The sequence below is a fragment of the Stutzerimonas stutzeri genome, assembly GCF_024448985.1.
GTDB classification, from domain to species: Bacteria; Pseudomonadota; Gammaproteobacteria; order Pseudomonadales; family Pseudomonadaceae; genus Stutzerimonas; species Stutzerimonas stutzeri_AP.
The window spans coordinates 131,055-151,839 of sequence record NZ_JAMOII010000004.1 but is presented as its reverse complement, the minus strand read 5'-3'; the positions used below and the strand labels follow the sequence as shown (position 1 = coordinate 151,839).

Genomic DNA, 20,785 nt, shown 5'->3' with positions numbered 1-20,785 from the left:
GTTCACCTCTTCTCGATTGGCGGCGCGTCGGCCGCGGTGACGTCCAGTTGCAGCCCGTGTCTCGCCACGACACGGACCTGTTGACCCAGATGCAAGGGAGCCGCGCTGCGGACCTGCCAGTGTTCGCCTTGCAGCTGTACCCAGCCGCAAGCCGGGTCGTCCGCCTGAATGCGGCTGACCGGCGCCAGGCTACCGATCAGCTCGGCGTCACCGCTGACCACGCGCTGCCGACGCGCCTTGAGCGCCATGCTGACGATGGCGAACAACACGAATGCGCTGACCACGGCCAGCGTGCCGATCAAGGTCAGGGGTATACCGTAGCCCGGCACCTCGGTATCGATCAGGATGACCGAGCCGGTGACGAAGGCGGCTACGCCACCCAGGCCAAGCACGCCGAAACTGGGCGCGAACGCTTCGGCGATCATGAAGCCCAGGCCCAGCAGAATCAGCGCCACCCCGGCGTAGTTCACCGGCAACAGCTGCAAGGAATACAACGCCAGCAGCAAGCAGATGCCGCCGATCACGCCACCGCCGGTGGTGCCTGGATTGGAGAACTCGAATATCAATCCGTAGATGCCGATCATCATCAGGATCAGCGCCACACTGGGGTTGGTGATCACGGCCAGCAGGCGCACCCGCCAGTCCGGTTCGTAGTGGTCGAGCGTGGCATTGGCGGTCTGCAGCCTTCGCTCGCCGGCGCTGGTCTGGATGGTTTTACCGTCGAGTGTGCCGAGTAGTTCGTCGACATCGGCGGCGAGGTAATCGATCACCTTGAGTTCCAAAGCCTCGTTGGCCGACAGGCTGACTGCCTCGCGCACCGCCCGCTCCGCCCATTCGGCATTGCGCCCGCGCAGCTGCGCCAGGCCGCGGATATACGCAGCTGCGTCGTTGACCTGCTTGCGGCTCATGGCATCGCTGCTTTTATCGGAATCAGCTTTTTCGGCGTCTGGCTTCTCGGGTGGGTTGCCTGGCGAGCCGCCGATCTGCACCGGCGTAGCGGCGCCGAGGTTGGTGCCCGGCGCCATCGCGGCGATATGGCTGGCGTAGAGCATGTAGGTACCGGCGCTAGCGGCGCGCGAGCCACTGGGCGTGACATAGGTGGCGATCGGAACGGGGCTAGCGAGGATTTCCTTGATGATGGCGCGCATGGAGCTGTCCAGCCCGCCGGGTGTGTCCAACTCCAGAACCAACAGCTGCGCATCGTTTTGCACGGCGCGCTCTATGCCGCTGGCAATGTAATCGGCACTGGCCGGGCCAATCACCCCGTCGACCCGCAGCACCGTCACCGCAGCCGCTGCCTGAGTCGTGCCTGCGAACCCGAGCCATGAAGCCAGCAAGAGCGTCAGCAGCCAGGCCAATCGAGCAAAGGGGCGGCGGCGCATAGGCGTGAACCTCCCGAATCGACGATGCGCGATGATGTATCGCGGCGGTATCAGAGAGGGTAGTCCAGTTGACACGAGGTTCCTGTCACGACGTCGGATCGTCCGCAAGAGACAGGCGCCTGAACTCTCAGGCGCCATCGGGCCTCACAATTCACACGACGTTGATATTTGCGCGGAGTTGTCGCGCCGGCCCGCTCCATGAGGAGTCTTCCATGCGTATTCACCATCTCAATTGCGGCTGCATGTGTCCGGTGGGCGGCAAGCTGTTCGATGGCTTCAGTGATGGGCTGACCGCCAGCCTCGTCTGCCACTGCCTGTTGATCGAGACCGAGCAGCACGGGCTGGTGTTGGTCGATACCGGCTTCGGCAGCTGCGATGTACTGGAGCCACGCAAGCGCCTCAGCCAGTTCTTCATCGCCTTCAATAACATCAAGTTCGAGCGTCGCTTCACGGCGCTGGAGCAGGTGCGCCAGCTTGGTTTCAAGCCCGAAGACGTTCGGCACATCCTGCTCACTCATCTGGATTTCGATCACGCCGGTGGCCTCGAGGATTTCCCCGAGGCCCAGGTCCACGTGCTACAGCGTGAAATGGACGCGGCGCGCTCGACTCACAGCTTTATCGGCCATCGGCGTTACCGTCATCGGCAATGGGACGAGGTGCGCAACTGGCAGTTCTACGAGCCGGGCGGCGATAACTGGTTCGGTTTCCAGGCCGTCAAAGAGCTGCGCGGGTTGCCGCCAGAGCTTCTGCTCATCCCGCTGACCGGCCATACCCACGGCCATGCGGGTGTCGCGCTGCAGACCGACCAGGGCTGGCTGCTGCACGCCGGCGACGCCTATTTCTACCGCGACGAAGTCGGCCAGACCGAGCGTTACTGCACGCCGGGCCTGCGTTTGTACCAGCGCATGATGGAAGTCGACCGTCCGGCGCGCCTGTCCAATCAGCATCGGCTCTGGACCTTGTCGTTGGAACACAAGGGCGAGGTGACGCTGTTCTGCAGCCACGATGCCAAGGAACTCGAACGCATGCGCGCGAGGCAGGGTTGATGTCGCGACATGACGAAGAGCGCTTGGGCGGGCCGGTAGGCGCCATGATGAAGTACGTACGCTGGGTCGGTCTGGTAGCCTGCTCGCTCGCCGGGTTGGGCTACGTGCTGGTGGGCAACTTCAACATGGCTGGCCTGATGCTGGCGCTGGCCGTGCTGTCGGGGATCAACATTCGTCGTAAACGCCGAGATCGATCTGGAGAGCCGCCGACCTAGGACTGACCTAATCCGCTGGCAGATGGAAATGAAGCCGGTTCCGGCAATCCCTTCGCGAGGATTCGACTTTCAGCGTATGGAGTGCCTGCGCCGCTTCTGTAATAGTTAGCAGGCTAAGCGAAGCCGCTTGGCAATGCGTACCGCCCACAAGGCGATGCGTATCGCAACGATTGGCCAACCACGCCGCCTGTTGCGTCTCCTCCCTATCGGTGCCTGTGGGCACCCCCTGCGGCTCAAACGGCCGCACCCGGTTCTGACAGCCGCTGTCCATCGACGGCGGTTGCCGTTCCTTCTGCGTTGCTGCTGCGCTTGTGCGCCATGGACCCGAAGGAACCCCCAAGGCGTGATCAGGTCGATTCAAGTGAGCTTTTCAGCCTGCACAGACCCGAGGGGACACACATGGACCTGATCCGAATCATCATCGCGATACTTCTGCCTCCTTTGGGGGTGTTTCTACAAGTCGGCTTCGGTGGAGCCTTTTGGCTGAATATCCTGCTGACGCTACTGGGCTACATTCCAGGCATCATCCACGCGGTCTGGATCATCGCGCGGCGCTGATGGCGTTGCGGTAGAGCGGTCCGGCTCAGCTTGGCGCAGGCGCCGGACGCTTCGTCCTCAAGGGCGCGCCTTCCGCGTCGCCTGCTGTTACGTCGAACAACCCCAGCGAGAGCCGACTCGGGAGCGACTACGGCCGGATGAATCGCTCCGACGCGAGTTCTTGATAGAAAACGAACCCTTGCCCGGCAGGATGGTCTGAACCCGGCCATTCAGCCGGGTTTTTTGTGCTCGCAACCGCAGCGGTGTAAAGTCGCCGGTCGACTTGTTGCGTGGGCCCTATCTCGCGCGAATCACCTTGAACTTGACGGGATGTGGAGCGTTCGCTGCTGGCGACGCGGCTGCCCGCGCTGCCGTGGGTATCGGTCATTCGTGCCAGTACTCGGGAAGGAAACCAAATGGGCGACACTTTCATCAATCAGGACAACTTCCGCCGCATCCTCAACCGCAACGTGGCGGTGCCCCTTGGTTTCGGGTTTCTCAGCGCATTTTTCTTCAGCGCCATCGTCTATTACCTGCTGAGTGTCAGCCAATGGGTCGAGCGCTCGGTTAATGGTGTCGCCTATGCGCACGACACGCTGAAGGTCGCAGGCGATCTGGAAGCCTCCATGCGTGGTTATCTCATCGCTGGCGAGGAGATTTTCCTCGATCCTTACCGGAAAGAGCTGCCAGTATTCGTCGATCTGATGAACCGGCTCGAGGAATATGCGAACGATACGCCGGTGCAGCTGGGCCGCGTCGAGCGTTTGAAGCAGCTCCACGGGCAGTGGCTCGCCTATGCCGAAGAGGCCATTACCCGTCGCGCGCGCAACGAGCCCATTGTCGATTACGTACGCAGCAAGCGCGGGCTGGACCTGAAGGAAGAGCAACGTCAGCTGCTCAACGACATCATTGCCTACGAACGCCAGACGCGTGCCGAACGTACCGACACAGCGGAAGTGGTCACCACGGTCCTGATCGGCAGCTTCCTGCTGTTCAGCCTGCTCTTCAGCGGCCTGCTGGTCTATTTCGGGCGCCGCGATCTGATCAATCTGTCCAACAGCTATGCCGAATCGCTGGAGCAACAGCAGGCGCATGCCGCGGCGTTGGAGAAGCAGGCCTGGTATCGCAACGGCCAGACCCAGCTCAGCGAGTCGATGATCGGGGAGCAGGCGCTGCCGACGCTGGGGCAGAACGTTCTTGGTTTTCTTGCGCGCTATCTCGACGTCGCGGTCGGAGCGCTCTATGTGACGCAGGAAGGCAAGCTGCAGCGAATCGCCGAGTTCGGCTGGGACAAGGACAAACTGAACGGTAACCGGGCGCTGGAACTCGGCGAAGGGCTGGTCGGGCAAACGGCGCTGGAGCGCAGGGCAATTGCGCTCGACAGCGTGCCGCCCGGTTACATGAAGGTTACGTCGGCGTTGGGCAACACCGACGCGCGATCGGTGCTGATCGTCCCGGTGGAAGACAGCGGCATGCTCAACGCCGTGCTGGAGATCGGCTTCCTGCGGCCGTTGCGCGAAGAAGACAGCGAGCTGCTGCGGCGTGTCTGCGAAAACATCGGCTCTGCCATCGAGGCCGCGCGTTACCGCCAGCGCCTGCAGCGCGTACTGGCAGAGACCCAGCAGCTCAACGAAGAATTGCAGGTGCAGCAGGAAGAGCTGCGCGCCGCCAACGAAGAACTCGAAGAGCAATCCAACGCCCTGCGCGAGTCGCAGGCGCACATGGAAGAGCAGCAGGCCGAACTGGAACAGACCAACGAGCAACTCGCGGAGCATTCCGAAGAGCTGGCGCGTCAGCGTGATGAGATGGACCTGAAGAACAGTCGTCTGCACGAAGTGCAGCTGATGCTCGAGGAGCGTGCCGACGAGTTGCAGCGCGCCAGTCGCTACAAATCCGAGTTCCTCGCCAACATGTCGCATGAGCTGCGCACGCCGCTGAACAGCTCGCTGATCCTCGCCAAGCTGCTGTCGGACAACTCCGAGGGCAATCTGAGCGACGATCAGGTGCAGTTCGCGCGCTCGATCTATTCGGCGGGCAACGATCTGCTCAACCTGATCAACGACATTCTCGATATTTCCAAGGTCGAGGCCGGCAAGCTCGATGTGCGGCCTGAACTGCTCGTGCTGACGCGCATGATCGACGGGCTGAAGAGCCTGTTCCTCGCTCAGGCGCTGGAGAAGTCGTTGCAGTTCCAAGTCGAACTGGCCGACGACCTGCCGCCGAGCCTCTACACGGACCGACAGCGCCTGGAACAGATTCTCAAGAACCTGCTGTCGAACGCCTTCAAATTCACCGAGAAGGGCTCGGTCGAGCTACGTGTGATGCGCCATGGCGAAGGGCAGATCGCCTTTGCCGTGCATGATTCGGGTATCGGCATCCCGGCCGATCAGCAGGATGTAATCTTCGAAGCGTTCCGTCAGGCCGACGGCACCACTAATCGCCGCTATGGCGGCACTGGCCTGGGCCTGTCGATTTCCCGCGAACTCGCCCAATTGCTGGGCGGCACCATTGAGGTGAGCAGCGAGCCGGGCGCCGGCAGCCTGTTCACGCTGATCGTTCCAGAGAACTACAGCGCCCCGGTGGCTGTACAGGAGTCGGAATTGCCTGCCGCCGCGCCGATCGAAGCGTCTGCTGCATCGGGGGCCATGGCGCTTGCGCAGGCCGCGCCTTCGCCGGCCGCACCGCTACGCGCGCAGGAGCCGAGCGTGCCGGCTCTGGCCGACGACCGTGATGCCTTCCCGTTCGAGCGCTCGGTGCTGGTGATCGAAGACGAGCCGCAGTTCGCCTGCATTCTCCGCGACCTCGCGCACGAGCTGAAGTACAGCTGTCTGATCGCGCAGAGCGCCGATCACGGTTTCGACACTGCCGTGCAGTACCGCCCTGATGCCATCCTGCTGGACATGCGACTGCCCGATCATTCCGGCCTGACCGTGCTCGAGCGGCTCAAGGAAAATCCTGTCACGCGGCATATCCCGGTGCATATCGTGTCCGTGGAAGACCGCAAGGAGGCCGCTCTGCAAATGGGCGCTATCGGCTACGCCACCAAACCAACCACTCGCGACGATCTCAAGGAGGTATTTGGCCGCCTAGAAGCGAAGCTGGCGCAGAAGGTCAAGCGCATCCTGCTGGTCGAGGACGACGCCCGCCAGCGTGAAAGCGTGTCGCGGCTGATCGAAGACATCGATGTGGAAATCACGGCGGTGGAGTTCGGCGAGCAGGCCCTCGAACTGCTGCGCTCGACGCTCTACGACTGCATGATCATCGACCTCAAGCTGCCGGACATGGATGGCCATGAGCTGCTCGAGCGCATGGCTCACGAGGACATCTGCTCCTTCCCGCCGGTCATTGTCTACACCGGGCGCAACCTGACGCGCGATGAGGAAGCGTCGCTGATGAAATATTCGCGCTCGATCATCATCAAGGGCGCGCGGTCGCCGGAGCGGCTGCTCGACGAGGTTACGCTGTTCCTGCATAAGGTCGAATCGGATATGGCGCCGGAGCGGCAGAAGATGCTGAAAAGCGTGCGCAGCCGCGAGAAGGCCTTCGAGGGGCGCAAGATTCTGGTGGTCGACGACGATGTGCGTAACGTTTTCGCGCTGACCAGTGCGCTGGAGCAGAAGGGCGCGCTGATCGAGATCGCCCGTAACGGTCACGAGGCCATCGCCCAACTGCAGAACGTGGCCGATATCGATCTGGTGCTGATGGACATCATGATGCCGGAGATGGACGGTTTTACCGCGATGCAGGAGATTCGCAAGGATTCGCGCTTCGCCAAACTGCCGATCATCGCGGTCACCGCAAAAGCCATGAACAACGATCAGGAGCGCTGCCTGCGCGCCGGGGCCAACGATTACCTGGCCAAGCCAATCGAGCTCGATCGTCTGTTCTCGCTGATTCGTGTATGGCTACCGAAAGTGGAGCTGTTGTGACATGCCTCACCGCAATCAGGCCATCGAGCTGAAACTGCTGATCGAAGCCATCTATCTGCGCTACAGCTACGATTTCCGCGACTATTCCGGCGCTTCGCTCAAGCGCCGGGTGCTGTTGGCGTTGAAGCAGATGCAGTGCGAAAGCATCTCGGAGCTGCAGCGCAAGATTCTCTACGATCCGCAAGCCTTCATGGAGCTGTTGCAGTTCCTCACGATCCCTGTCAGCGAGATGTTCCGCGACCCGAGTTATTACCTGGCGCTGCGCGAGCAGGTGGTCCCGGTGCTGCGCACGTACCCGTCGTTGAAAATCTGGATTGCCGGCTGCAGCACCGGCGAAGAGGTCTACTCGATGGCGATCCTGCTCAGGGAGGAGGGCCTGCTGGAACGCACCATTCTCTATGCCACCGATATCAATCCACGGTCGCTGGAGCAGGCGCGCCAAGGTATTTTCGATATTGGCGACATGCAGCTGTACACGACCAACTATCAGCGCGCTGGTGGCAAGCGCAGCCTCAGCGATTACTACACGGCCGCCTATGACTCGGCAATCATGGACAAGACCCTGAAAGACCAGGTGACCTTTGCCGACCATAGCCTGGCGACCGATAGCGTCTTCGCCGAGACCCAGTTGATTTCCTGCCGCAACGTGCTGATCTACTTCAACAAGCCGCTGCAGGACCGGGCCTTTGGCCTGTTTCATGAGTCCCTCTGCCATCGCGGCTTTCTCGGCCTGGGTAGCAAAGAGACCGTCGAGTTCTCCGGTCATGCCGACCGTTACGAGGCGTTCGACAAGCCGCAACGGATCTTTCGCAAACTATGACGTTCGCGACCATAGATGCTTCAGCCAAATTACCGGCCCGGTCTGTCGATGCCATAGTGATCGGCGCCTCGGCCGGCGGTCTTGCCGCCCTCAGTGCTTTGGTCGACGGCTTGCCGAAAGATTTTCGCCAGCCGCTGCTGATGGTCCAGCACGTACCGCCGTACGGGCCGACACAGCTGGTCGAGATCTTCCAGCGCAAAACCGCGCTGCGGGTCAAGGAAGCGGACGACAAGGAGCCGGTGTGCGGCGCGACGCTGTATTTCGCCGCGCCGGGTTATCACCTGCTGGTGGAGGCGGACCTGACGCTATCGCTCAGCCAGGACGAGGCGATGCACTTCTCCCGTCCTTCGATCGATGTGTTGTTCGAATCGGCCGCCGATGCCTGGGGCGAGCGCGTTGCCGGTATCCTGCTGACCGGCGCCAACGAAGACGGCGCGGCAGGCCTCGAAGCGATCAAGCGGGCCGGCGGCATGACCATCGTTCAGGACCCTGGCGAAGCCGAGGTTCAGACCATGCCCTTGGCCGCACTCCAGCGCTTTGCGCCGGATTACATTTTGCCCTTGCGCGATATTCATCGACTGTTGCGTGAACTGGAGTGACCCATGCCTGACCATACCGATGAAGCGAACCTGCTGATTGTCGATGACCTGCCGGAAAACCTGCTGGCGCTGGATGCCATTCTCAGGAGCCCGGGGGTTCGCGTGCATCAGGCCGAATCGGCGGAACAGGCACTTGAACTGTTGCTTCAGCATGAGTTCGCACTGGCTATTCTCGACGTGCAAATGCCTGGCATGGATGGGTTCCAGCTGGCGGAGATGATGCGCGGTACTGAGCGCACCAAGCAGATCCCCATCGTGTTCGTCAGTGCGGCCGGGCGCGAACTCAACTATGCCTTCAAGGGCTACGAGAGCGGCGCGGTGGATTTCATGCACAAGCCGCTCGATACCCATGCGGTTCGCAGCAAGGTCAGCGTGTTCGTCGATCTCTACCGCAACCGCAAGCGGATGGCGCGTCAGCTCGAAGCGCTCGAGCGCAGCCGCCGCGAGCAGGAAGTGTTGCTCGATCAGCTGCGCAGCACCAAGGCCGAACTCGAAGATGCCGTGCGCATGCGCGACGACTTCATGTCGATCGTCTCCCATGAGCTGAAAACGCCCCTCAACACGCTCATCCTCGAAGTCCAGCTGCGCAAGCTGCAGCTCGGACGGAACAACTTCGCCGCGTTCAGCGACGACAAGCTGCGGCAGATGGTCGACAAGGACGAGCGGCAGATCCGCAGCCTAATCCGCCTGATCGACGATATGCTCGATGTCTCGCGCATTCGCACCGGCAAACTGTCGATCCGGCCCAACCACTTCGATCTGGGCAAGCTGGTCGCTAGCGTCGTCGAGAATTTCGCTCCGCAGATGGAAGCCAGCGGTTGCACGCTGCTGTTTCAGCGACCGGAGCCGATCGTCGGGGTCTGGGATGAGTTTCGCATCGAGCAGGTGCTGGCCAATCTACTGACCAACGCGATGCGCTACGGCGCGGGCAAGCCCGTGCAGGTCAATGTCAGCGCCACTGCGGCGAGCGCTTGTATCGAAGTGCGTGATCAGGGCATTGGCATCAGCCAGAAGAGCCTCGAAAGAATCTTCTGCCAGTTCGAACGCGCCGAAGGCAGCGAAAGCAGCGCCGGCCTGGGTCTTGGGTTGTTCATCGCCGAACAGATCGTCAAGGCGCACGACGGTCGCATCCAGGTCGAAAGCGAAGAGGGCAAGGGCGCGGTATTCCGGGTTTTGCTGCCGTTGAATGTCGAGGCTTAACGCGGCCTCGCGCCGATTTGACTCCACGCTGCAGTACTAGTGGTCCGTTCGCAACGCGCCGTTGCGGTCCAAGCGGTAAGCACTGATGGCTTCGTACACCGCTTTTCTCAGGCGGTTGATGCCGCCGATTGGGCGATGCTCAGGAAGTGAATGCCAAGGATTGAAGGACAGGTTGTCACAATCGATGTTCTGCCCCGGACTGTCGAAGTCCTGGGCGAGAAGGCGAATATCCGCGACAGGCTCGAAAGCGGAGATCGACTCGTCCCACTCGACGCTGGGATCCTCGATGGGCATGTAGAAATCGGCGTTCTGACGTTGTACCTGCAACGTGAAGCATGCGGGCGTCCGGTCGAGTGAAAGTTGTTGATAGAGTGCGTTGCGCAAGAAGTTAGGCAGGTCGCGATTCTGTTCCGGTAATTGGTAAGCGGGGCAGTTCTCCGGAGCAGGTATCAAGCGGTACTTGATGTTCAGCGGCCCAAGCTTGAATGGCGCCACCGAGTTGTAAGTCGTCGCTACCGGACTGTCGGGCGCCTGCGACAGGGTTTTCAGCGCAATGATCAGATGGCGGATTTCCCATTGGCGAGGATCCCAACCGGGGAAGAACGCCAGCGCTTTCTTACCCTCGGCCTGGGCAGCGAAATTGCTCCGGTATTCGGCTACGTCACGGACGAAGAATGCCGGGTGATTGAACATGACGAAATCTTGCTCGAAGGCGTGAGCCGGGTTCGCTGTCAATTTCGTTCCCGGTACCTCGAGCAGCTTTATCGCCATGCCTCGCGCATCACGGACACGGTCGAACTGAGGGTAAGCATTGCCGTTGGAAAGCCTTACCCAAGCCTGCCAGCTATGTCCGGGTTGGCTGAAGACGCCATGGCGCAGATCGCTGTCGATGTCGCTGCGAATGGAAACTTCCGCCTTGAGGCAACCGTGGGCCTTGGCATGCGCGTCGCGCAGCACCCGAGTGTTGTCCCGGTGCTGCTCGACGACACGGATCGCATCAGCAATGATGGCCTGCGTGTCAGCCTTTTCGGTGATGGGCACCTGTTCCTCGCGTGACACTGGCCCGGAGAATTTCCAGCCATAGAACAGACTGCCAATCAGCCAGCCGCCAAGGCCTACGGCCAGAGCCAGCAATAGGATTTTGCCGAGCCAGCTACCCAGACAGAGCCAGATTTTTTTGAGCATGGTGAAGTCCCTTTGACCGTTCCAGTATGAGCAGCGCTGCGGTGTGTGGCGTTACCCGCAGTTGGGGCCCGGTGTCCATGGTTTGGCTGGCAAATGTTGCAGCTGCGACTCGAACCGATCGTCGCCCAACACTTTTAAATACTCGAGCAGCGCCCAGCGCTCATGAGGTAGCAGAGCGCGCCCTATAACGCCCTGCTCGCGGCAACCAGCGCGAAACTCATGGCCCTGGTTGCCATTGCCGGTAATAGACGTATCGAGCAAAAAGCCGCCGGGAAAGGCGCCGGTTTCAAAGCCGAGACGCTCGGTGTCGTATTCGAAGGTGCCTACCCAGAATTGCTTTTGCCGTTCGGCCACTGGCGACAATAATTCGAACAGGTTCGCAACCGAGCCGTTGTGAAGAAACGGCGGTGTAGCCCAGATGCCATCAAGGGGGCGGGCTTTATAGCCGCGTATCTCCTGAACGCCGATAGGCAGTCCGAAACCATCCAGGCGTGCGCGCTCGTCCGGATGGACGCCAGCGTCGCGGTAGGCTCGTTGTTCGACGTAGGCCGTGATGTAAGCCAGCCCTTTTGCGCTGGATATGTTTTGCAGGTCCAGCTCTGCTGGTGAGGCGTCAAAGAGCCGAACATTCAGTTCTTTCAGCTCGTGTTGCGTCCAGCCTAATCGGCTGACATCGAAACGATGGTCGGCAATATTGTCAGCGGTGGTGGGGTCAGTACCGATGACCTCGGTCGGTACGATCCGCATGCGCCATTCAGGGGCTCTGCTTGCAGCAAAGCGCTCCTTCACAGGCTTGGGATCGGCTGCGTGACAATAAGCGCAATTTTCCTCGAACAGTGCGCGGCCGAGACTGGCCTTTTCGATATCGACCTTGCCCAGCACTTCCTCAGGCCAGCGCGGCGGCTGCAGGCGTTTGAGCGTCTGCTCCAACCTATCGAGGTCGTGCACGCGAACGCCCGATGGGTAGCGCTCGTCGAGCATGAATGGGCTGCCATCTTCATGCAGCAGACGCAGTGGCGCGCCTACGCCTAATGCTTCGCCGATATTGCGCGCCATTGGCTGCATGGCTGAGCCGTTCCACTGAACCCAGTCGAACTTCCAGATATCCCATACCTGCGGATAGCTAACCGGTGCGTTGGCGACCCGATAGTTATCCGCATCGATTGCATCGCCAAACACAGTATTGGCGATACGTCCGAATGCATCGGTACGACCGAAACCCTCTTCTGTTGGATACAGGCCTCGATGCCAGTCGTTGAAAGCTGTGCTGAGCAACCGATCCAGCACCCGCTTGAAGTCGATACGCAGCTGTTCGCGGTCGCTTGCATAGTTATCGCCCAAGACTTCCAGCGCGAACCGTTTGAATTTGAGCGGATTGTAGTAAGTTGCGGCCATGCTCATTCCCAGCGCCTGGCCGAACGCCCCACCACGCAATGTGGGTACCGTCGAGGCAAGCGAGTGTAGTGCCGCTCCGCCATCGATACGTATGGCCTGGCCACGGTGGCGCAGCTCACCGGTATGACAGGCTGCACAACTTATATCGAGATAGGCGATACCGGTTTCGCTGTCTTCGTGTCGCGCAAAGCCAACGGGAAGGTTGGCCGGATTGCGTGTGGAGGGTTGCTGCTGCGGGTCCACAAGAAAACCGAACCTGGCCAGATAGTCCGGCGCTGCGAGCTTTCCTCGTCCGAATGGTTTTTCAAGCGCCTGGAACCATTCGTACCTTAAGCCCTTAACTTGTGTGCCTTGCGGCGTGTAGTAGAAAGTCTGCCGATCTGCCTCGCTCCACTGGTTCAGATAATGCAGCTGCTCGGGCTGTTGGTAAGCGGGCAGGTTGGGGTAGGCAACAAAATACGCGCCAATGCCCGCGAACAAGGCGACTAGGAATAAAAGCCCGAGCAGGGCGCGGCGGAGCAGTTGCATGGGTGAACATCCATGTAGTCAAGGCAGTCGCGCTTTATGCCAATCTCTTGGCTTAATAGCAATATGCCAGGCCGTCCGTAACGTTCTTATGTTTGGGCACGAAATATGGCCAGGTAGGCGATTTGCCCGGAAGGAAAGGGTTGGGTATCGCCTGCCTTGGGTTGCTGCTTGAGAAACTGGGTAGCATTGCTGTCGGGCAGGGTCATGCCGGTTTCCGGGTATTGCTCTTGGTTGGCGATGTGCGCAGCACTTCAGCAAAAATCGCGGTAATCGGTTTTTGTGGCTGTTGTGTGTGCAGGGCTTTTACCTGCTGGCTAAGGCGCTGTAACTCGGCGCTGGGTTTGGCCCATTGCTCCGGAGGCAGGGGTTTGGACCATTCCTGCATGGTGCGCGGCAGGGCGGCGCGGCTTTTGCGCTTGATGCTGCGGATATCCCACTCGGTCATGTAGTTGGGCAGCGTCCAGAGCGTCATCACATGGTAGAGGTACCAACCGAGAACGCCGAATACACCCACATCGCCCTCGCGGAAGCGGCGGTGCAAGCGCTGACGGGCATTGCGGAAGGTGTGCAGGCCTTCGTGGGGCGGGTCATCCGGCCCTTGCAGTTCCAGCGGGTCCTGAATGTCCTTGAGGCTATGCACCTCATACTCCATATAGGCGCGAATGGCCTCCCAGTTGCTGATGGCCAGGGGCAGGCCGGCACAGGGAAACTCCAGGGTACAGTCCCGCCCGCTGGGTGCATGATGAAAACCCACGCCCATGGCGTATTGGCGCTGCACGCCGTACTGGGTGACGCCCTGAGCCTGGATCACCCAGGCGGAAAGCGACTCCCAGGGCACGATAATCGGATCACGATCGCCAATGGGGACAAAGCACACTTCACGGCGCTGACGGTTAAAACGGGTGGGCCTTATATGGCTGGCTTTGCTGCGAGTCTGGAACCAAACGAAAAAGCTCAGCATGAGTAGAAAAATGGACCCAAAAGGGCCTAAATAACGAAACCCCTCATATGTGCCATAGAAAAAATCTTTTGCATCATCAAGCGTCCCTCCTACCAATAGAGCGCCACAAGCCGATATTAAGGGCAGCAAGTAAGTGATCATTACGAAGAGGGTAAAAGGGCCACCCAACAACATTTGCCAGCCAAATACCTGCGGAAGCCCCGTACCAAAGTCTAGATAGGTGTCATTCACCTCGCCCACGGCATGACTGTAATCCTGGGCCGGATGCTGGGTGGGTAGAGGCAGCGGTGCCAGGTAGGTGATCTGCCCGGAAGGAAAGGGCTGAATATCGCCCGCTTTGGGGTGCTGCTTTAGAAACTGGGCGGAATTGCTGTCGAGCAGGGTCATTACGGGCCTGTGGCGGGTAAAAGAAGCGGGTCCAGAGTCAGCCAGGCGGCCTGAGCACCACGAGGCGTTTGCTCGCTGGTTGCGTAGCTGTCTTCATTATCGGGTTGCAGGCGAATCATATGGTGTATCGCCTGATACTGGCCTTGCGCATTGCGCGTTTCGATACGCAGGGCCAGCAGCAGCTCCCTGATGGCCACGCCCTCAGTTGCGGGGGGAGGTGTCAGTTGTAACTTTAGCGGGGCGGCCTGGAGCAGTTGCAAGCTGTCGAACACCCACTCACTCACCGGCTGCCAACTTACATAGCGCACCCGGCCCCCCGTTGTGCTGATCTGATAGGCCGCAACAGCCAAACGCACGGGCGACTGCCCGCCCAGCGGGGCCTGCAGCTCGCCTTCGCACAAACTGGGTAGGCTTAGGGTGATATTGATGGCCTTGGGTGCACTGAATATATCCCGCATCCAACTGCCATGGCCTTGATGGCTAACCTCAGCAATAGGGCTCTGGGCAATGGCCTGCAGGCGCCCCTGATAGCTGGCCAGGGGTAGCGCCTGGCGCTGCTCAGGGTCATTGCTCCACGGCGTGCTAAGCAACCAGGCATCATGCCGGCTGATATTGTGGTGGTTGTACCACCAGCTACCGCCCAGTTCGAGCAGGGTAAACGCCGCGCCCAATAGATTGAAGCGGAAAAACACCATGGACAGGCGTGTGCCTGCGGTTGCCCAAGAAGCGCCCCGCCAAACGTCATAGCCTGTTTTGAGGGTAAGGCCAAAGCCATAGGCGTTGCTGCCAACCATACCGGCAGCCCCGACCATGCTAAGTGCTGCGCCCGACTGAGCCTGTTTATTACCCTGACGTACCGCCTCACTCCACTCGGCTTGTCGGCTATTCAAACTGAGAAGGGATGCAAAAAAACCAAAGCCATACCCCAAAATACCCAACCCCATATGCAGCTTGCCCATTTGCGCATGCACACCTTCTAAGGCATGTAGTTGCAGGCTCTTAACCAACTGAGTGCTGCGAGCCGTTAGCGCGGTATCGGCAATGGACTGCGCAGCCATAAAGCCTGCTGCTCCAGTCGAAAGTGCGGCACTCCTAAGCGCCGTCTTTTGCTTGTCTTCGTCAGCCTGCCCCAGTGTTTCCCGCCACACCTGCACCAAGTTAATTGCCTGCGCCACAAAGACCAGCAAGCCGGCCCCATCGCCCAGTACGCCCTTAGTTGAGGCATGGGTATAACCCTGGCGCACGCTTTTGAGCACACGCCCGACTTCTTGTTGTTGGGCGGCGGGGAATACCACCGTAATACCGGCACGTAGCGGCGCGGCACCGGCCACCCGCAGCGAGTTATCTGGCAGCGCGGCGATAGGGCTAAGGCCCTGGGCCAGGCGTTGTTCCAGCATGGTCAGGTTATTGCGCACATGGCGTATTTCGGCCAGTAACTGTTGCGCTCTGGCTGACTTGTGGCCGCTATTGCGTTTGACGTGCTCGCGCTCGCGGTTGAGGCGCGACAATTCGGTGCGTTCACGCAGTACATCGCCGATGGTGCCCCGCAGGGCTGCTAATTCATCCGGACTGGCGACGGTAAAGGTCACGCCCTCTATTCGCGCCGCGTCCAGAAGCCGAGCAGGCAAGGCCTTGGGCAACTTACGGAAGAGTTCGTCGAGTGTCGGCAGTTGTTTACTGACGCTGTTTTGGAAAGAGCCATCGAGGGCTTTGGACATGCCATAAGCCAATGCCGGGTTCAGGGTCTGGTGGGCGCTCTCGCCGAGTACGCGAACATTCTCCGGCAATTGGTCCAGGGCGGGCAGATGATTGGCTTCGATGGTACGAAGCTTCTCGATCAACTCTTTCAGCTTGGTAAACAGGTTATAGCCAGCATTGATAATGTTGCTGAGGTGACCGATCAGCTCGGTTTGGCCGCTCAGCGGCAGGCTGTAAAACAGGGGGCGGTCGTAATGAGGCTGCTTCTCCAACCAGGCATGGATATCGGCTATAGCCTTATCGCTGCGGCATATGTCCTTGAAACAGGCATATTGGGCACTGAATGCCAGACCAACCTGCTCGGCCTGCTGGGCGTCGTAATACCAGGCGGCCAGATGAAAGCGATTGTTTGTGATCAAGGCTACACGGTCGTCCGTGATGCGCTCCAGCAGCGCATTCCAGCGTGACAAGCTAGTCCGATGGGTCGCCAGAAAGGCATCCATGGCAGGGCGGTCGATCAGCTCGTTAATGCCACGCTGGCCAAACTTTGCACCTTCTAGAACGGCTTTGACCCGTTTGTTCTGCTGCTTCTTGAGTTTTATCAGGGTGTCGAGATGTTTATCGGCAAAGCCCGAGTTAGCCGCTGCCAGGCTTTGTTTGGCGTAGTAACGCTGGGTGGTTGTATTGAGTTCATCGGCAATGGCAAAGGCATTGGTTTTGTTGGCCTTTTGCCGGATCGCGTCCAATTGCGCCTTCAGCTCGGCGGGCTGATTAGGGTCGCTGGGTCCGGGGACGCGAGTGGTGTTGCTGCCCTGGTTGAGGTAGTCGAGCACTGCCTGACGGCTGGTATCGCGCTCAGGCTCAGGCAAGCGCTCCAGATCATTAAGCATCGCCTGTATGGCCGGGTCATCGGAGGCCTTGGCAATTTCCTCCAAGTCCCGCCCGGTTACCTGTGACAACGACTCGATATAGCAGGCCAGCAAATAGTCCCGCTCGTTGGCGTTTTCCTGCGCACCGCCTTTGGCCCAGTCCTCAAGCCAGCCCACAACTTTATTCTGAGCGTTGGCCAAATCGCTCAGCACACCGATGTCGTCACGCACCACCAAGTAGAGGTGATCGTTTTCGTACTGAGGATTCAGGTTTTTCTTCAGCATGCCCAGCTGGATTTGCTGGTACAGGGATGGTTGCTCCCACGCGTAATCCTTTACCTCTTCGGGGTTCACTCCTTGGCTAGCGCTTGTTGCGGCTGGCTTTTCCGCTATTTCGGCAAGCCACTTAGTGGCTTGGTGAGTGGTCAAAAGGTCGGCGGCACCTTTCTCACAATCCACCCGGCTGAGGTCAACGGCTTGCATGAAGTGATTACGCTCTCTTGGGCTGTTGAGCACTTGAGCGCATTTTGCGGCAGTCCACTGCACCTGGGAGTAGGCCACATGCAGCGGATCATTACGGGAGAAAATCAGTTGGGCTGCGCCGACGCTGGTCTCCCGCTTGTCGGCAATGACCTCGGCCTTGTTCCACAGCAGTTGGGTAATAACACCCTTGGCAATGCGGTACTCATGCAGAATGGCTTTAGGCTGCTTGCTGACGATCACATACAACCAGCCATCGCGAATCAACCGAATACCCAATGGCCGCGATTTAAGTGAGTAAGGCATGCTCAGCTCGGCCGATGGATCCAGGCGTTCTACCAGGCCATAGCGCAAGGGTAGTAACTGCACCTTGTTCTTCATGTGCGGGCAGGCGCCGATTGGGCTCTTGGCGTCGCTTTTGGCTTTGTCAGCGTGGTTGGGGTTCTTGCTGCTCATGAGAAAATCCTTTGCGCTGACTGGGCGCGGGTGTAGGCCAGATCCGCCGCCTGTTCGATACGTTGGGAAGGCGTACGTGAAGACTTTTGCGTCAGCAATTCGGCAATGTCGGCATGCGCCTGCAGGGCGTCGTCACCCAACAGGCCGAAGATGTTGGCGTAGAGAGTGATGTCCTGTTCGCTATTAAAGCCCTGGGCATAGGCCTGTTCCGCCAGCATCCGTAGGTGCTGCCAGCGCTCTGGCGGGCTTAGGGCCTGTTGGTAATGGGGAAAGTACTCGCACAGGTGCTGGTCTAGGCGGATAAGGATGCCGCGAAACGCCACCTCGCCGAGCCTCTCCAATTGCGCGTCGGATAGCCGATAGGGCCGATCATGGCGGGGGACTGCTGCCGAGCCTGGGCGTTGAAGCTGATGCCAGCTGTTCTGCGTGCGGTCGGCGGCAACGATCTGTTCGATGGGGCCCCATAGCGTGGCATCTGCGTCGCGCTGGGTGGGCTCAAGTAGCGCCTGCATCACCGCCGGGTCAGCCAGCCGTAGCAGCATCGCCTCGCCTTGTGGGTGGCGCACGGCTACCAGCCAGCGCAGGTGGTTCAACACCTCATCTCGGCTGGCACGACTGAACAGCAGGTAGCCCCATTCGTCGTGGCTGTTTTGCACAAACGCGGCCAACGCGGGGTCTTGCTGCCCGTTCAGACGAATCAGGCAGGGCGAGACATCACTCAGCTGAGCCCAGGGTGTATCCAGGTAGAGCACGTCGAAATCGGGCGATTCGGACCACTCATAGAGCCGTTGCGCCAGGCCATCGACACTGATGCCGTCCAGCAGCAGGTAGGCGGAGGCGTCCCAGGGCAGGGCTGCTGGCAGTTGACGCAAATCGTTAGTTGACATCTGCGGCCTCCAGCTTGGCGGCCTCGCAGATGAGGCAAAGTGGTTGCTTGCGCGTCAACGCCTGTTTCTGCGCCTGAATAAGCAACTCACCTGCCTTATCCGCATCCGCTAGCTTCACCGCGCCCGGCAATACCGGCGCCGCGCCTGAGCCTGCGCCCGGACTTCCCCCCGAGTTCATCTTGATCACCGGCCCAACCATGGTGATGCCGCTCGCATCGAGTTTCACGAAGCTACCGCTGGCTTTGAAGGTAAGTTCGCTGCCGGCTTCGAGGACAACTTTCAGGCCGCTGGAAAGATGGATTTCCTGACCCGCCTCGACGAACTGGCCGGTGCCGATTTTCACGTGCTGGTTGTTGCCGACGGTTAGATGGTCGTTGGCTTTTACTTCGCTGCGGCGGTCGCCGTGGGTGGTGCGGTGTTCTTCGGCCTTGAATTCGCTGTGGCTATTGGCCTCGACGGTGTCGTGGCGTTCGTGGCCGACGCGGATCTTCTGGTCGTGCCTGATGTTCTGGTCCCAGTCGCGCTGGGCATGGATGTAGATTTGCTCCTGCCCCTTGCGATCTTCGATGCGCAATTCGTTGTACCCGTCGCCCCCCGGCGAGCTGAGGGTCTTGAACAGGCTGCGTGTCTTGTTCGCTGGGAGGTCGTAGGGGACGGCGTTTTCCTTGTGGTACAGGCAGCCGGTGATCAGCGGCTGGTCGGGGTCGCCTTCGAGGAAGGTGACCAGCACTTCCATTCCGACCCGAGGGATAGCGATGCCGCCGTAGCGGTCGCCAGCCCAGCTGGAAGATACACGCAGCCAACAGCTCGTCTTGTCATCGGCTTGGCCCTCGCGATCCCAGTGAAACTGGACTTTTACACGACCGTATTGGTCGCAGTGAATTTCCTCGCCGGCGGGGCCGGTGACGACTGCGCTCTGGCTGCCAAGAATGCGGGACTTTGGATGTTTGAGCGCTGGGCGGAAGGGGACGGCCCAGGGCGTGGCGGTGAAGTGGTTGCGGTAGCCTTGAGTGAAGGCGTCTGCTCCGAAACGTTGGGCAATGCTCCCTAGCCCCTCACCCCAGCCCTCTCCCCCGAGGGGAGAGGGGGTTGGTGCGTGCGGGCGTGACGCGTCGGTGGTTGACTCCTCCAGTACTTGCGGTTGCTTGCCCTCATGAAATACTTCGGTGAGTAGCCACAGCTGATTCCAGTCACTACGCGGGTGCTCGCTGAGCGGGAGGAAGTGACCACTGACCAACAGCGGCTGATCGCTTTCGCCGTCGGCCAGTTCGAAATCGTGGCGGTGCCGTTCCAGAACACGCTGAGACAGTTGCTTGCCGCGCTCGCGATCGACGAAGCGGCCGGGATAGTCGTAATCCTCCAGGTCAGGCTGGGCGTCGCTTCGAACGCCGGCTTCCAGCATCAGACGGGGCTTTTCGAAGTCGTAATCGCGGCGGGTGACGCGGCCGGTGCGGGTCTCGATGCGCACGCCGAAGCGTTTGATGACCGGCGCGTCAGCAACCAGTCCGCTGTCCTGCTGGTAAGCGACCGGTGCAAGTTTCGGGAACACCGTCTGGTCATCACCGAACACCAGCATGTGGCCGGCTTCGCTGTGCCGAAAGTGGTAGTGAATGCCTTCTTCCTCACACAGGCGCTGGATGAAGTGCAAGTCGGTTTCGTCGTACTGAACGCAGTAGTCACGCTCAGGGTAAATCACTGGGCCAAGGTCGAAACGGTGGCCGTCGGCAGCGAAAATGCCGTGCTCTTCCAACACCAGAGCGATGATCTGCGGTACCGAGAGGTGCTGAAAGATTCGCTGGTTGGTCCGGTGCGCCAGATAGGCGAGCTTCGGAACGATGACCAACCGATAGCGAGTCAGGCGTTTGCCTGATTCGCCCTGTGCGGCGCGGTGGATCTGGCCGTGGATGCCGGCGCCATCCGCTGTGAATGCCAGAAACGCGGATTGGTGCAACAGGCTTTCCAGATCCAAGTCGGGCCGCTCGCTGACCAGCTCCAGTTCGAAGCGGTAGGGCTGGCTGATGGCTTCTCGGCCGCTGAACTCAAGCACTTGAAGGTCATGCTCGATGCCTTCGATGTGTAGGTAAAAGTGCTTCTGGTTGGCGGGGGCGAACATCCTTGTTCCTCCTGGATCCGTCCATGGTGTGCGCCAGGGCGCATGCGGGGGCTTGATGTACCACGCGCTGGCGGCATTGCGGTGCGCTGAGTCGCGCA

General features: G+C 60.1%; 14 protein-coding genes. 7 read left to right on the top strand and 7 right to left on the bottom strand.

Annotated features, from left to right (window positions below):
- Positions 1 to 2: 2 nt before the first annotated feature.
- Positions 3 to 1,382: an NfeD family protein gene (locus NA647_RS07960; protein ID WP_256057195.1), complete on the bottom strand. Its 1,380-nt coding sequence runs from the start codon at positions 1,380 to 1,382 to the stop codon at positions 3 to 5.
- Positions 1,383 to 1,594: 212 nt separating this feature from the next.
- On the opposite strand from NA647_RS07960, the gene NA647_RS07955 reads away from it, so the two are divergent.
- The 7 genes from NA647_RS07955 to NA647_RS07925 all read left to right on the top strand — a co-directional run bounded on the left by NA647_RS07955 (position 1,595) and on the right by NA647_RS07925 (position 9,728).
- Positions 1,595 to 2,428: an MBL fold metallo-hydrolase gene (locus NA647_RS07955; protein WP_256057194.1), complete on the top strand. Its 834-nt coding sequence runs from the start codon at positions 1,595 to 1,597 to the stop codon at positions 2,426 to 2,428.
- Positions 2,428 to 2,643, top strand: a complete 216-nt coding sequence (locus tag NA647_RS07950; protein WP_256057193.1) for a hypothetical protein — start codon at positions 2,428 to 2,430, stop codon at positions 2,641 to 2,643. The genes NA647_RS07955 and NA647_RS07950 overlap by 1 nt, the downstream gene beginning before the upstream one ends.
- A gap of 399 nt (positions 2,644 to 3,042) precedes the next feature.
- Complete coding sequence (locus tag NA647_RS07945) at positions 3,043 to 3,201, top strand: YqaE/Pmp3 family membrane protein (protein WP_131649596.1); 159 nt, start codon at positions 3,043 to 3,045, stop codon at positions 3,199 to 3,201.
- 395 nt (positions 3,202 to 3,596) lie between these two features.
- Positions 3,597 to 7,109 carry a response regulator gene (locus NA647_RS07940; protein ID WP_256057192.1) on the top strand — a complete coding sequence of 1,171 codons (3,513 nt, stop codon included), beginning with the start codon at positions 3,597 to 3,599 and terminating at the stop codon, positions 7,107 to 7,109.
- Between the two features lies 1 nt (position 7,110).
- Positions 7,111 to 7,929, top strand: a complete 819-nt coding sequence (locus NA647_RS07935; RefSeq protein WP_256057191.1) for a CheR family methyltransferase — start codon at positions 7,111 to 7,113, stop codon at positions 7,927 to 7,929.
- The gene (locus NA647_RS07930; protein ID WP_256057190.1) at positions 7,926 to 8,528 is read left to right on the top strand and encodes a chemotaxis protein CheB; all 603 of its coding nucleotides are present in this window, start codon (positions 7,926 to 7,928) and stop codon (positions 8,526 to 8,528) included. Before NA647_RS07935 ends, NA647_RS07930 begins: the two co-directional genes overlap by 4 nt.
- A 3-nt stretch (positions 8,529 to 8,531) precedes the next feature.
- Positions 8,532 to 9,728, top strand: a complete 1,197-nt coding sequence (locus tag NA647_RS07925; protein ID WP_256057189.1) for a hybrid sensor histidine kinase/response regulator — start codon at positions 8,532 to 8,534, stop codon at positions 9,726 to 9,728.
- Between the two features lie 36 nt (positions 9,729 to 9,764).
- Here the strand turns inward: NA647_RS07925 and NA647_RS07920 are convergent, their stop codons facing one another.
- The 6 genes from NA647_RS07920 to tssI all read right to left on the bottom strand — a co-directional run bounded on the left by NA647_RS07920 (position 9,765) and on the right by tssI (position 20,687).
- The gene (locus NA647_RS07920) at positions 9,765 to 10,913 is read right to left on the bottom strand and encodes a catalase family protein (RefSeq protein WP_256057188.1); all 1,149 of its coding nucleotides are present in this window, start codon (positions 10,911 to 10,913) and stop codon (positions 9,765 to 9,767) included.
- Positions 10,914 to 10,964: 51 nt separating this feature from the next.
- The gene (locus NA647_RS07915) at positions 10,965 to 12,836 is read right to left on the bottom strand and encodes a di-heme-cytochrome C peroxidase (RefSeq protein ID WP_256057187.1); all 1,872 of its coding nucleotides are present in this window, start codon (positions 12,834 to 12,836) and stop codon (positions 10,965 to 10,967) included.
- Between the two features lie 202 nt (positions 12,837 to 13,038).
- The gene (locus NA647_RS07910; protein ID WP_256057186.1) at positions 13,039 to 14,184 is read right to left on the bottom strand and encodes a hypothetical protein; all 1,146 of its coding nucleotides are present in this window, start codon (positions 14,182 to 14,184) and stop codon (positions 13,039 to 13,041) included.
- Positions 14,184 to 17,687, bottom strand: a complete 3,504-nt coding sequence (locus tag NA647_RS07905; protein WP_256057185.1) for a toxin VasX — start codon at positions 17,685 to 17,687, stop codon at positions 14,184 to 14,186. The genes NA647_RS07910 and NA647_RS07905 overlap by 1 nt, the downstream gene beginning before the upstream one ends.
- Positions 17,684 to 18,574, bottom strand: coding sequence for a DUF4123 domain-containing protein (locus NA647_RS07900; protein WP_256057184.1), 891 nt, complete (start codon positions 18,572 to 18,574; stop codon positions 17,684 to 17,686). Before NA647_RS07900 ends, NA647_RS07905 begins: the two co-directional genes overlap by 4 nt.
- On the bottom strand, positions 18,564 to 20,687 hold the full coding sequence (gene tssI, locus NA647_RS07895; protein WP_256057183.1) for a type VI secretion system tip protein TssI/VgrG: 2,124 nt from the start codon (positions 20,685 to 20,687) through the stop codon (positions 18,564 to 18,566). The genes NA647_RS07900 and tssI overlap by 11 nt, the downstream gene beginning before the upstream one ends.
- Positions 20,688 to 20,785 lie beyond the last annotated feature (98 nt).

Excerpts from the sequence above, each read along its gene's own strand:
- NA647_RS07960 (WP_256057195.1), bottom strand. The coding sequence starts at position 1,382 with ATGCGCCGCCGCCCCTTTGCTCGATTGGCCTGGCTGCTGACGCTCTTG.
- NA647_RS07955 (WP_256057194.1), top strand. The coding sequence starts at position 1,595 with ATGCGTATTCACCATCTCAATTGCGGCTGCATGTGTCCGGTGGGCGGC.
- NA647_RS07950 (WP_256057193.1), top strand. The coding sequence starts at position 2,428 with ATGTCGCGACATGACGAAGAGCGCTTGGGCGGGCCGGTAGGCGCCATG.
- NA647_RS07945 (WP_131649596.1), top strand. The coding sequence starts at position 3,043 with ATGGACCTGATCCGAATCATCATCGCGATACTTCTGCCTCCTTTGGGG.
- NA647_RS07940 (WP_256057192.1), top strand. The coding sequence starts at position 3,597 with ATGGGCGACACTTTCATCAATCAGGACAACTTCCGCCGCATCCTCAAC.
- NA647_RS07935 (WP_256057191.1), top strand. The coding sequence starts at position 7,111 with ATGCCTCACCGCAATCAGGCCATCGAGCTGAAACTGCTGATCGAAGCC.
- NA647_RS07930 (WP_256057190.1), top strand. The coding sequence starts at position 7,926 with ATGACGTTCGCGACCATAGATGCTTCAGCCAAATTACCGGCCCGGTCT.
- NA647_RS07925 (WP_256057189.1), top strand. The coding sequence starts at position 8,532 with ATGCCTGACCATACCGATGAAGCGAACCTGCTGATTGTCGATGACCTG.
- NA647_RS07920 (WP_256057188.1), bottom strand. The coding sequence starts at position 10,913 with ATGCTCAAAAAAATCTGGCTCTGTCTGGGTAGCTGGCTCGGCAAAATC.
- NA647_RS07915 (WP_256057187.1), bottom strand. The coding sequence starts at position 12,836 with ATGCAACTGCTCCGCCGCGCCCTGCTCGGGCTTTTATTCCTAGTCGCC.
- NA647_RS07910 (WP_256057186.1), bottom strand. The coding sequence starts at position 14,184 with ATGACCCTGCTCGACAGCAATTCCGCCCAGTTTCTAAAGCAGCACCCC.
- NA647_RS07905 (WP_256057185.1), bottom strand. The coding sequence starts at position 17,687 with ATGAGCAGCAAGAACCCCAACCACGCTGACAAAGCCAAAAGCGACGCC.
- NA647_RS07900 (WP_256057184.1), bottom strand. The coding sequence starts at position 18,574 with ATGTCAACTAACGATTTGCGTCAACTGCCAGCAGCCCTGCCCTGGGAC.
- tssI (WP_256057183.1), bottom strand. The coding sequence starts at position 20,687 with ATGTTCGCCCCCGCCAACCAGAAGCACTTTTACCTACACATCGAAGGC.